Annotated in this window: 11 protein-coding genes; 7 read left to right on the top strand and 4 right to left on the bottom strand. The window is 44.1% G+C overall.

Annotated features, from left to right (window positions below; genetic code table 11):
* Positions 1-20 precede the first annotated feature (20 nt).
* The 5 genes from NBH15_RS01070 (at position 21) to NBH15_RS01090 (ending at position 5,987) form a co-directional block, all read left to right on the top strand.
* On the top strand, positions 21-1,469 hold the full coding sequence (locus tag NBH15_RS01070) for an SGNH/GDSL hydrolase family protein (RefSeq protein ID WP_250821793.1): 1,449 nt from the start codon (positions 21-23) through the stop codon (positions 1,467-1,469).
* Positions 1,444-2,832 (top strand): GDSL-type esterase/lipase family protein, encoded by a 1,389-nt coding sequence (locus NBH15_RS01075; RefSeq protein WP_287624417.1) that lies wholly within the window; start codon positions 1,444-1,446, stop codon positions 2,830-2,832. Before NBH15_RS01070 ends, NBH15_RS01075 begins: the two co-directional genes overlap by 26 nt.
* On the top strand, positions 2,822-4,351 hold the full coding sequence (locus NBH15_RS01080; RefSeq protein WP_128133573.1) for an MBOAT family O-acyltransferase: 1,530 nt from the start codon (positions 2,822-2,824) through the stop codon (positions 4,349-4,351). Before NBH15_RS01075 ends, NBH15_RS01080 begins: the two co-directional genes overlap by 11 nt.
* A 21-nt stretch (positions 4,352-4,372) precedes the next feature.
* Entirely contained in the window at positions 4,373-4,609 is a 237-nt protein-coding gene (locus tag NBH15_RS01085) for a hypothetical protein (protein ID WP_250821795.1), read from the top strand.
* A 67-nt stretch (positions 4,610-4,676) separates the two neighbouring features.
* Complete coding sequence (locus tag NBH15_RS01090; protein WP_250821796.1) at positions 4,677-5,987, top strand: energy transducer TonB; 1,311 nt, start codon at positions 4,677-4,679, stop codon at positions 5,985-5,987.
* Between the two features lie 2 nt (positions 5,988-5,989).
* Here NBH15_RS01090 and NBH15_RS01095 read toward each other — a convergent pair whose 3' ends face one another.
* The 4 genes from NBH15_RS01095 to NBH15_RS01110 all read right to left on the bottom strand — a co-directional run bounded on the left by NBH15_RS01095 (position 5,990) and on the right by NBH15_RS01110 (position 9,285).
* A complete protein-coding gene (locus tag NBH15_RS01095) occupies positions 5,990-6,526 on the bottom strand; it encodes a GNAT family N-acetyltransferase (protein WP_250821797.1) in 537 nt (178 codons plus the stop codon).
* The gene (locus tag NBH15_RS01100; protein ID WP_244051032.1) at positions 6,519-6,683 is read right to left on the bottom strand and encodes a hypothetical protein; all 165 of its coding nucleotides are present in this window, start codon (positions 6,681-6,683) and stop codon (positions 6,519-6,521) included. Before NBH15_RS01100 ends, NBH15_RS01095 begins: the two co-directional genes overlap by 8 nt.
* A gap of 88 nt (positions 6,684-6,771) precedes the next feature.
* The gene (locus NBH15_RS01105; RefSeq protein WP_128133571.1) at positions 6,772-8,052 is read right to left on the bottom strand and encodes a mechanosensitive ion channel family protein; all 1,281 of its coding nucleotides are present in this window, start codon (positions 8,050-8,052) and stop codon (positions 6,772-6,774) included.
* A gap of 63 nt (positions 8,053-8,115) precedes the next feature.
* Entirely contained in the window at positions 8,116-9,285 is a 1,170-nt protein-coding gene (locus NBH15_RS01110; RefSeq protein WP_244051033.1) for a mechanosensitive ion channel family protein, read from the bottom strand.
* Between the two features lie 158 nt (positions 9,286-9,443).
* Between NBH15_RS01110 and NBH15_RS01115 the strand changes: the two genes are divergently transcribed.
* Together NBH15_RS01115 and NBH15_RS01120 are read left to right on the top strand one after the other, a co-directional pair.
* A complete protein-coding gene (locus NBH15_RS01115; protein ID WP_128133570.1) occupies positions 9,444-12,308 on the top strand; it encodes a M16 family metallopeptidase in 2,865 nt (954 codons plus the stop codon).
* On the top strand, positions 12,308-12,763 hold the full coding sequence (locus NBH15_RS01120) for a DUF4268 domain-containing protein (RefSeq protein WP_007656906.1): 456 nt from the start codon (positions 12,308-12,310) through the stop codon (positions 12,761-12,763). The genes NBH15_RS01115 and NBH15_RS01120 overlap by 1 nt, the downstream gene beginning before the upstream one ends.
* The last annotated feature ends 2 nt before the right edge of the window (positions 12,764-12,765 follow it).

A 12,765-nucleotide genomic window follows, 5' to 3' on the forward strand; every position in this document is an offset into this window, starting at 1 on the left:
ACCTTCGTAAGAATGAGTAAATGAATAAGGAAGATAATTTCGGCAGGTTGCTGGTGCTGTTACTTATAACGCTTTGCATCTGCCTGGGACTATATTATCTGCCGGACAACATGTTCGGCCAGAAAATAAAAAAGGTTGACTTACTTTCGGATTTACGGGTGAAAACGCAATCGTTGTCGATGGACTCGCTGCGTAAACAGCTCGAACAACCGGATACGTTGGAAATAGATTCAGTAGCATTGCGCGATTCGATTATCCGTTCGACGGGGATTGATTCGGCGGCATTGGCGTTACGCGATTCCCTGTATAATATAATGTACTCTGTTCAGGGGGCGGATTCGCTCGGTACGCATATCGAAGATTATTCGGTAGGCCATATCGGATTGAAGCGTTTCTTTACAGCCCTGAAGAACCGGGAGACAATGAACCGGCCGGTGCGTGTCGCTTTTCTGGGTGACTCGTTTATTGAGGGGGATATTGTCGTTGCTGACCTGCGTTCTGCCTTGCAGAAAGAGTTTGGCGGGCGTGGAGTGGGCTTTGTTCCTATTACTTCCGTGGCTGCACAGTTCCGTCCGACTATCGAACAGCGCTCGGAAGGATGGCACACCTGGTCGATGCTGACTGACCATGAACATGGGTATACGCTTTCCGGAATGATGTTTGAACCGAAAGGTGAAAAGATATCCGTATCTGTCAAGACAACAAACCGTTATCCGGAGTTACAATCGGCTTCTTCGCTGAAATTCCTGTATGAACAGAATGCCCGAACCCGGATGAAACTGCATTATAACAATCTGCCGGATACAATCAATGAGTTATTGCCTGTCGTTTCGAAAATAACACAATATGAGCGGAAAGGGACATTTACAGAAGCGACTTTCTCTTTTACGGAGACGGAAGGTTTCCGTGCGTTGGGTGTCGCCTTGGAAGATAATTCCGGTGTTGTCGTTGATAATTACTCCCTGCGTGGTAATTCCGGTATGATATTGAACCGCTTGGATAGTTCGCTTTGCCGGAATCTGACCGAAGTCCGGTCATACGACCTGATTATTCTTCAGTATGGCTTGAATGTGGTAAGCGACAGCGTTTTACATTACGGCTGGTATAGCAAACGCATGGAAGAAGCGGTTCGCCATGTACAGGTCTGTTTCCCGGAAGCGGATATCTTGCTGTTAGGTGTTTCAGACCGTAGCCATCAGGAAGAGGGTGAGTTTGAAACGATGCCTGCCGTGCTTGCCCTGCTTCATACACAAAGGCAGATTGCCCGTAAAACAGGTATTTCGTTCTGGAATACGTTCGGTGCGATGGGAGGCGAGAACAGCATGGTCCGTTATGTTGAGAATAATTGGGCAAGCAAAGATTATACACACCTGAGTTTCAGAGGCGGGCGCGAAATAGCGACGGCTCTTTTTAATGCATTATTATTGGAAAAGGAGTTTTATGATGAAGCAGACAAAGTGGTTAATTAATTTGTCGGTTTTGTTGGCATTGCTCGCGATTACCGTAGGGGCGAAGAATCTTTCGCCTTCCCGCTCATCGTTTCAGGATGCGGGGGATGCGTCGCCTGATACGTTGACTGCGCCGGATACGATTGCCTTGCCTTTCGCTTCTTATCTTATGGGAGCCGTTGTCGACTCGATTCAGTTGCCAGCTTCCGACAGTTGCGTAAATGAATACGCTCCGTTGCATCATTTCTTTGCTGCTCTCGATTCTTTGCGTGCGGGAAAAGATACGGTTATCACGATTGTGCAGCTGGGCGATTCGCATATACAGGCAGGACATTATAGCGGGCGCATGATGCGTCTCCTTCAACAGCAGTTCGGCAATGCTGGGCGTGGCTGGATTGCTCCCTTCAAACTGAGCAAGACGAACGAACCGGACGATTATTTCATTTCATCCGTAGCGAAGGAATGGATTGCCGGACGTTGTATCCAGAACAACCGGAAATGTCCGATTGGGCCGGGTGGTATCGGTATCCAGTCTGCGTCGCCATCCATCAATTTCGATATCAGCATAGCACCTAATAACGGTGCCGGATATTCTTTTAACCAGGCAGTCATTTACCGTGGAGAGAAATCCATGCCGATGCTGCCGGCCGGAAAAATGAAAGATTCTGTCAGGACGGTATTAAGTACGGCGCCGTGTGTGCCGGGAGTGGTTGCCGATACGTTCCGCATCTCTTGTCTCGTCGACACGTTGCAACTGCACAGTACGCGAAGGAAACAGGGGACGGATAACTTGCTTCCGGCTTCTTCTTTTAAGAACCTTTATTATGGTTTCAATCTGACCAACGGGCAACCGGGTATTTTGTATCATTCGATCGGTGTGAACGGTGCCATGTATGTAAATTATACAGACGAGAACTATGTCCGCCAGTTGGCTTTGCTGAATCCGTCGCTGTTGATTATCTCTTTAGGAACGAACGAGACTTTCGGCCGGCGCTTTACCCGTAATGAATTTGCCGGGCAGATTGAAGATTTTATATCCTTAGTGAAAAAACAAATGCCGCATACGGCAATCTTGCTGACAACTCCTCCAGAATGTTATAAACGGGTGTATGTGAACAAGAAACGTACGTATGTGCGCAATGAAAATACAGAACGTGCAGCAAAGGCGATTGTCGAAGTGGCACGTCGCGAAGGTCTGGCATGCTGGGATTTGTTTGCTTCGACAGGAGGGAAGAACTCTTCTGCCAGATGGCGCAAGACCGGTTTAATGGGAAGAGACCGTGTTCATTTTACGAAAGAAGGCTATCAGGAGCAAGGCATTTTATTGTATCGTGCCCTGATGCAAACCTATAACCGATATATAGCAGATAACGATGTTCGATAATATAGATTTATCCAAGCTGGGAGAGGTGCTCACCTATCAACACCTGTCGCCGATACTGTTCAGTAGCGGGTTGTTCTTTTTCCTGTTTATAGGATTCCTGATTATTTATATGTCACTCAGGAAACATTTGCTGGCCCGTATTATATATGTAACGCTGTTTTCTATCTATTTTTATTATAAGAGTAGCGGATTTTGGTTTTTCCTGCTGTTATTTACTGCCACGTCGGATTTTTGTATTGCGCAGAGAATATTTCATACTACAACCCAATGGAAGCGTAAACTGTGGGTTGTTCTTAGTTTATGTATAAACCTCGGGATGCTGGGATATTTTAAGTATTTCAATTTCCTGTTGGATATGATTGCTTCGGTAACAAGGATGTTTGGTTATCAGTTTGGAAATACAGCCCTGCAAAGCGTTACGTATCAGCCGATGGATATATTTCTGCCGGTCGGTATTTCTTTTTTCACGTTCCAGACAATCAGTTATGTCATTGATGTATACCGGGGGAAGATTACGCCGCTGACACGCTGGATAGATTATGTGTTTTATGTATCGTTCTTTCCGCAGTTAGTGGCAGGGCCTATCGTCCGTGCCCGCGACTTTATTCCGCAAATCTATAAGGAACCGACCGTCACCCGTTCCGAATTTGGCGAAGGATTGTTCCTGGTACTCTGCGGTTTGTTTAAGAAAACGGTGATTTCCGATTATATCAGCCTGAACTTTGTAGACCGTATTTTTGATGCGCCTTTGCTTTATACCGGTGTGGAAAACCTGCTGGGCGTTTATGGTTATGCTTTGCAGATTTATTGCGACTTTTCCGGTTATTCGGATATGGCGATTGGTATTGCTTTGCTTTTAGGTTTCCGGTTTAATGTAAACTTTGATTCGCCTTACCAGTCGGCGACCATTACCGAATTCTGGCGGCGCTGGCATATATCTCTGTCTTCATGGTTGAAAGATTATCTGTATATTTCGCTGGGTGGGAACCGGAAAGGGAAAATCCGTACGTATATAAACCTGCTGATTACAATGTTGTTGGGTGGTCTCTGGCATGGCGCTTCGATGAGTTTTATCATTTGGGGAGCCATTCATGGAGTGGCGCTGGCGATTCATAAGTTTATAATGAGCCGGTTCAGCAGTTTCAAGCAACTGGGGTCTGAAATGAAGCCTTGGCGCAGGGTTTTGGGCATATTGATTACGTTTCATCTGGTTTGTTTCGGATGGATATTCTTCCGTGCCGATTCGATACAAACGGTGAAGGAGATGCTTTCGCAAATCTTTACAAACTTCCATCCGGAAGTATTCACACAATTTGTAACGGGATATAAAGGTGTCTTTATCCTGATGGTGATTGGTTATGTGCTTCACTTCATGCCTAAGTCGGCTGAGAATGCGGTGCAGGGAGTCGTAACCCGTTCTCCTTTGTTGGTGCAGGCTGTTATTCTGGCGGTTATGATTTTTGTTGTAGTGCAGTTCAAGAGTGCCGGTGTGCAGCCGTTTATCTATTTCCAATTCTGATGTAAAGCAAATGTATATAGTATGAAAGTTAGCCTGTTGCAATTTTTGCTTTTGTCTGTTTTCCTGCTGGGGAGCATGGATGCGAAAGCACAGCCGAATAATAATCTGACGGCAGATGAACTGCGTATAAAGCAAGAAGTGAAACCTTTTTTGGATAGCTTGATTATTGAGGAACCGAAGATTACCGATAAAGATATTTCCCTGTTCCGCCTGGAAGCTGTTTTTTCGGTAAAATCATTTCCGTTTCGGTACGAATGAGGGTGAATTTACAGCCTTTACGCCTGATAATCCCAAAAGTCAGGGTCTTGTAAGCGAGCCGATTCCTTTGCTGGGTGGTGCCCGAATCAGCCTTATCTATTCTTTTATAGATGATTACAAGAGCAATGTCCCTATTGCGTGGAAGTATCGTTTCGAGAGTATCAGGGAGAAAGATGCTTCAGGAGAAGAAATGGTTCGCCAGTCTTTGTATCTCCATGTTTTGAACGATTTGCGGTTTTCCAGGATAAAAGTCGGATTGATGGAGGTTGTGATGTTGCTTCCTGATAATGAGGGGAAAAATATCAATAACTTGCCATCGTTGGGATATCGTTCCATGAGTTTCAGCCGGATGGAGGACAATCAGTATATGTTGACGTATTTGTTGCGCAGCAGTGAAGGGGTTTATAGTCCTATTCTTCGTTCTGAAGGTTCTGACCGTACTTTCCCGGAATACACAGGTGGTTCGACAGCACAATTCTGGTTTATCCGGCAGAATATGCAATATCCCGAGAAGGCCGCCGAAGAGGAGGTGAGTGGGACAGTCCTTGTTTCCTGCACGGTAGAGCCGGATGGCTCGGTTACCGAACCGCATATCTTTTTAGATTCGGAGCCGTTGCTGAATGATGAAGCGATTCGCCTGGTTGCCCTGACAAGCGGAAAATGGATACCCGCTACCCGTAACGGAGAGAATATCGCAGATGAAAAGGTAATCCCCATCACATTCAGGCTTGATGACGACATGCTGAAGACAATCCAAGTGGCGAAGAAACCGGGTAAGAAATTGCCGGTTAAGGCTTATCTGTTCTTTTTCGCATTGGCAGTCATATTGATTTTCTATCTGCGAAACAAATTCTTTAAAAAAGACAGACGTCCTGACCCGGCTTTGCGTCCGAATGTCTCCGTCAGTAATGACAAAATGGTGATTGTTGCAGGAGTTGGTGAAACACAAATGGCTTTAATGTTGCGTACGTTTACGGAAATATATAATACCCGCAGTTACGATGCTATTATCCGGATGCATACGATGAGTAACCAGGTATTTGCCCTGACTTTTCCGTATGACATAAGCTGGGATATTTTTCTGGAATTGCTTGACCATCTGATATATTTTGACGAAAGTGAGCATAAAGCACAAATCAGGGCATGGCTGACTTTGCCGGAACAATGCAAACTGGTCGCAGGCGAACATGCCATGTTCTTCACCAAAGAGGATGATAAGGACTTTGACCCTGTCCGGCTCACTACTCAGCATAACCACGGTTGGAAAGTCGATTATGAAACCGAACAGTTAGTAGCAACGGAGGTCCTGGAAGAATATGTTAAACCCCCGTTTGCTTATTATGAGGTGATACAAAAGAACTTTGTCGAATTTGATTGAGTCTATTTCTCTTTAAGGTCGTAAAAAAGCAGGCGTGTATGTTCATCTTTATCCTCTTCTTCCAAAGGAATAAAGCCGTTCCTTATGTAAAAGGGGATAGCTTCACGATAAGCATCTACGGTAAGAAAGCGACAGCCTGTTTTATTCGTTATGAGGAATAGATTTTTGATAAAGTTCAATAATCCTGTTCCAATCCCGAAACCTTTACAGTCTTCCGAATCTCCCAAACGACATATTTTTACGACCGGGTAGCTTTTGAGTCTTTTATCATTAACAAATCGACGTTTTCGAAAACGATTAAACTCGGCTGTTTTTTCGAAATCAGTCAGGGATATGCGGTCATTAGCTAGGCTAAAATAGGCTAAGACATTATTTTTGTCTTCATAAATATAAGTTACTGCAAGTAATACATTACTATACAGAGGTGCTTCATTAAACAGAAAGTCATTCAAATCTGCATCTCCGCAGTTGAATGACTTTATTGTTTCTTTCTCCTTTAGTTTTCTTAAAACTTTACCGGAGTTAATTTCGCTATTCATTACAATCGAATTTAAAAATACTTTTAAAGTACTCATAATCCTTCTTTCTGCGTTCCAGTTCCTTTGAGGATACTTTCCGCGGATGCTTCATCAATTCTTCGAAACGACGGGCATCTTTACCGTATAAAATCGGTGTTTCTTTAATAGGTCTGGCCATATTTTTTCTATTTATAAGGTTTATGGGCCAAAGATAATTATAATTTCGTTATTGATGAATCTTTAGCGATTGTTTTTCAATATTACTTTTATATCAGGTTCGTTGTTGATTCTATCCTCAAATGACGTAAGTCTGAACCTGATACGCCCTGGAACACCTGTAAACCGAATTCCGGAATGACAGCCAGGATATGGTCGAACACATCGGCCTGGATGTCTTCATATGGAATCCAGTCTGTGGTGGATGCGAAGAAGTATAGCTCCATGGGAATACCCTGTTCTGTCGGTTGCAGCTGGCGAACCATGCAGGTCATGTTCTGGCTTACATTGGGATTGCTTTTCAGATAATTCACCAGATAAGCGCGGAAGACACCTATATTTGTCTGGCGTCGTCCGTTTACCCAGATAGAAGCGTCGATGTTGTGTTCTTTATTATAAGTCTCCAGTTCTTCCTGTTTCGTATCGATATAATCGGTGAGTAATGATATTTTTCGGAATTTCGCCAACATCTCCGGTGTACAGAAATGTACGCTGTTCATGTCGATATTGATGGAACGCTTCACACGGCGCCCTCCCGATTCTTTCATCCCCCGCCAGTTCTGGAAAGAATCGCTGACCAGTGCATAAGGCGGTATGGTGGTAATTGTGTTGTCGAAATTGCGAACTTTAATAGCATTCAGCGTCACTTCGATCACTGTTCCGTCAGCCCCGTATTTTGACATCGTTATCCAGTCGCCCGGACGTAGCATATCATTGGCTGATAGCTGAATACCGGCCACAAAACCAAGTATAGTATCCTTGAACACCAACATTAGGATGGCAGCTGAAGCACCCAGTCCGGCAAATAACGTAGCGGGCGATTTACCGATCAGGATACTGATAATGATTATTCCACCGACAAAGAATACAATCACCTGAATGATTTGTACAAACCCTTTCAACGGTTTGTTCTTCATCGATTCTTTCCGGTTGTATATCTCTAATAACAAGTTCAGCGAAGCGTTGATGAATCGTAGTACAACGGCCACAATGTAAACACTGCATACCATCTGAAGAACACCGAGCAAAGTAGGCATTTCCTCTTTGGGTAGTGCCAGCGGAAGCATGATATAAACCAGGATCGCGGGGATCAGGTGCATCAGCTTATTGATGATCTTCCGTTCTACTATCAGGTCGTCCCACTGGTTTTTGGTTTTTTGGGCAAAACGCTTAAATAATTCGAGGAAGATATAGCGGCAAGTGTAATCGATACCGACGGTTATTGCTATTAGAAGCAGTAAGACGACCAGGTTGTCCCAAATATTTGCCGAATCGTGTACTAATCCCCATTTAATCAGGTAACTGTTGATCCATTGTTGTAATTCACTCATATATTTGTATTTAAAGTTGTGAACACAAATATAGGGAAAAAATCATTGTTGCCCAAGTTTACATTAATCAGAGTATTGATACACTTTCAGTTCAAACAGAGGAATCATCGCAAAGAAATGATCGAATATATCCGACTGGATGCGTTCGTATTCTTTCCATACTTTATTACGGGAAAAGAAATAGATCTGGATAGGCACACCGTATTCTGTCGATTGCAACTGGCTGATGATCAGGTCGAGGTCGGTGTTTACAACCGGCAGACTGGTCAGGTAACGCTCTACATAGACACGAAACATCTGCGAGTTAGTCGGTGTCACACCTTTGTCCGGCTTATAATCGGCCAGCAGGGGAATCTCTTTCCGCATGTTATCCAGCATTTCAGGTGTACAGAATTTGATTGTGTTCAGGTCGAGAAAGATGGATTTCATGACACGCCGTCCGCCCGATTCAACCATTCCCCGCCAGTTCTGGAAAGAGTTGTTGACCAGTGTATAGGGTGGAATAGTGGAGATTGTATTGTCGAAGTTCTGTATTTTAACGGTGTTCAAAGTAATTTCCTGTACAATCCCGTTTGCGTTGGACCCCGGAACTGTAATCCAGTCACCTGGGCGTAACATATCATTGGCTGATAACTGTATGCCCGCTACGAATCCGAGTATCGTATCTTTGAATACCAACATCAGGATGGCGGCCGAAGCACCCAGTCCGGCAAACAATGTGGCTGGTGATTTGTTGACAAGAATGGCAATAATCACAATTCCTCCAATGAAGAAAGCCAGCACCTGAAGTACCTGCACGAATCCTTTTATCGAACGGTTCTTACTGACCTCCCTATGATTATATATATCCATTGCCACCAGGATAAATCCGTTGATGGCCAGCAACAGAACAAATACAATATAAACGGCGCAAACTTTTTGCGAAATCAACAACAATTCTTTTCCCCGGATAAAAGCCATCGGCAATAAAGTATAGACCAAAATTCCGGGAATGGCATGCACCAGATTATGTATAACTCTCCTCTTAATCAACAAAGTATCCCAGAAATAATGACTTTTCTCCGATAACTTCCGTACACTGCCGACAAAAATGTACTGACATAAGTAATCGACTCCTACAGCTACCGCGATCAGTAGTACGGCAATAATCATTTCATCGAATGTATTTGCGATTTTCGCATCCACGCCCCAGCCGACGAGGATTTTGTTCATCCAGCTACCTAAATTTACCATGTTGTTATCTCTCTTTTATAATGATAACATTTACAACTGCATTTGGTTTAAATAATAAAAAAGTCTAATCAACCCCTGATAACAAAAAGGAATCCGGTATCTTTGTAGACCATAATATAAAGATGTATGGTAATATATCCATGAAAACATTAGTTCTGATGATGTTATTTGCAAGTTGTTCGAATCTGTTTGCGGCTCAGAATACAAAAGCGCTGGAAGTAAAAGAATATAAACTAAAAAACGGATTGACAGTCTGGCTGAATGAAGACCATAGCCAGCCGAAAGTATTCGGTGCCGTTGTCGTAAAGGCAGGAGCGAAGGATTGTCCGGATACCGGAATTGCCCATTATTTTGAACATATGATGTTCAAAGGAACCGACAAAATCGGAACTGTCGATTACGATGCGGAGAAAACGTTGCTGGATTCTATCGCGCTGAAATATGACAAACTGGCGGCCACAGAAGATGAAGCGGTTCGCTCCCAGATACAGAAAGAGATAAACGAATTAAGTATCCGTTCTTCCGACTATGTAATTCCCAATGAGTTCAACCGTTTGATTTCCAAATATGGCGGTTCGGGTTTGAATGCCGCAACGTCTTATGATGCAACAATCTATTTTAATACCTTTTCCCCGCAATATATGTCCCAGTGGGCGGAAATCAACAGTGAACGCCTGCTGAATCCGGTCTTCCGCCTGTTCCAAAGCGAACTGGAAACAGTTTATGAAGAGAAAAATATGTATGGTGATTTCATCGGTGGGCCTGTTATGGACCGGTTACTTGCCCGTTATTTTGCCCCGCATCCGTATGCTTATCCGATAATCGGCAGTACGAAGAACTTGAAGAACCCACGCCTGACAGAGATGCGGAAGTTTTTTGAAGAATATTATGTGGCCTCCAACATGGGGCTGATATTAAGTGGGGATTTTGATACGGAGGCTGTATTGCCGATTCTGGAAAAAACTTTTTCCCGTATCCGTCCGGGAGAAGCTCCCAAACATGATATTGTGCCCCTTCCGCCATTTAAAGGAAAGGAGAAAATGAAAATAAAATTCCCTGTACCTCTTGTGAAAGCGATGGGAATGGGGTTCCGTGGCGTTCCGGCCAATCATGAAGACCAGGTGGCGTTGGCTGTGGCGGTTAATATGCTGAACAATGCGAACGGGACCGGTTTTCTGGATAAACTGATGGTAGACCGGAAGATTATGGCGTCTATGGCTATGAATGAAAGTATGAATGAAGCCGGGATACTGGCCGTTGCTGTTATCCCCAAGCTGATGTTCCAGACTTATGGCGGGGCCGAAAAACTGGTTTGGAAAGAAATCAACCGAGTTAAAGAAGGAGATTTCAGTGACGAGATATTCAATAGCCTGAAGCAGGAGCAACGCCGCCAATATGCCTCTAATCTGGAGAATATAGATTCGCGTGCCCGGATTATGATGTCTTTGTATTCGCAAGGTAAAAGCTGGGAGGATTATTTGCAGGAAGTTTCCGGTATTGATGCTTTGACAAAGGAAGACGTAGTCCGTGTGGCCCGTAAATATTTCAGTGAAAACTATTTATGCGTTACAAAGACGACAGGCAAATATCCGAAGGATAATTTGACGAAACCGGATTTCAGTCCGATTGTACCCAAAAACTCGGAAGCCTCTTCCGAATATGCTAAACAGTTGGAACAACTGCCGGTACAAGAGGTGAAGCCGCGTTTCATTGATTTTCAGAAAGATGTAGAAACGGTGAGTCTGACTCCGTTAGCCACTTTATATGCAACGGCAAATCCTGTTACGGATATATTTACCCTTAACCTGGTTTATCAGGTTGGAACGTTGGAGCAACCCAAACTGATGCATCTGGCTAATTACCTCCAGTTTTTGGGAACGGACTCTCTGTCGTTCCATGAATTCCGTACGCGGTTGCAGGTCCTGGGCAGTACGATTTCTTTCGATGCCACTGACAAGCAGTTTTTCATGCGGATTACCGGTTTCGACAAACATTTTAAGGAAACGGTTCAGCTGGCCGGCGATTTTATCAGGCACGTGAAAGCAGATGATAAACAAATCCGTCAGGTAATAAATGATGCGAAAGTCACCGAGAAGGCTTTCTTCGAATCGAGCGATAACATCGCAAATGCGTTGCTCGAGAAAGTGAAATATGGCGAACAATCCCGGTTTCTTACTAAGTTATCCCTCTCTGAAGTCAAGAAACTGAAAGGTAAGGAACTTTTGGATGCTTTTGTCCAGGTTCGTCAAACGGAATGCGATTTGCTTTATTGCGGAACATTACCTGTCGCCCAGGTCAGGGAAGAGATAGAAGCCTCCCTTCCGTTGAAAGAGATAACCGTATCGGTTAATGCTCCCTATCATCGGGATGCAAAGAAATATGACAAGCCGACCGTTTACTTTATGGATATGCCGACAGCCTCGCAGAGTATTGTTTACGGCTATGCAAAAGGAGAGGTGACAGACGATGCATGGTCGCGCCATGCCGCCCGGTTATTCTCTGTTTATTTCGGAGGCGATATGTCATCGCTGATGTTTCAGGAAATAAGGGAATTTCGTTCGCTGGCTTACCGGGTGAGCGGCCGGTATATATTGCCGCCTCATAAATTGGAAGGAAAAGCCGGTGAGTTTGTCACCATGCTTTCCACACAAAGCGACAAGACGCTGGATGCTTTGGGGATAATGAATTCCCTGATTCACGAAATGCCGGAGAAAGAGGAAAGGATTTCTACCGTAAAGCAATCTATCGTTAACCAGGTCAATAATGATTTTCCTTCCTTCCGGGAAGTACCGGAAAAGGTTGCCGGTTTTCGAAGGAATGGCTTTGACTGCGACCCGAGCGAAGCTTTATTGTCGGGTATCTCGGATATGGATATGAAAGATATTATCCGTTTTTACCGGCATAATGTCCGCTTGAAACCGGTTGTTTATGTCATTGTAGGCAATTCCCGGCGTATCGATATGAAGCAACTGGAAACCTATGGCAATGTGATAAGATTGAGAAAGAAAGATATATATAAATAATGTATAGTAAAGACGAATTAAAGAACCTGAAACTGGAGTTTTGGGAGAGTTTCGCCGCTTATTGTGAAGTGCAGCCTTATTTGCGGGGACGTAAAAAGATGTGGACTTTGTATGATACCAAAGTGAAAGGAGTAGAATTGAAGTTCGATATCAGCCGCAACGGTGCTTATGTGATTCTTGAAGTGAATCACCGGAGTGAAGAGCTTCGGCTTGAAATGTACGAACGCCTGACCTGGTATAAGGAAATGCTGGAACAGGACTTTCCCGGAGGTCTGACCTGGGATATTTGTTTTGTAAGGGATACGGGGAAAGAAGTAGCTCGTATTTATACCGCCAGGGAAGGACTAGACTTTCACCGCCGGCAAGATTGGGGAGAGTTCTTTACTTTTATGGCATCGCAGATGTATCTGTTGGAACGTAACTTTATGTCGATAGCTGAATATTTGAGAGAGTAAAA

It is taken from the genome of Parabacteroides caeci, from assembly GCF_023656795.1.
In the GTDB taxonomy this organism is placed as follows: Bacteria; Bacteroidota; Bacteroidia; order Bacteroidales; family Tannerellaceae; genus Parabacteroides; species Parabacteroides segnis.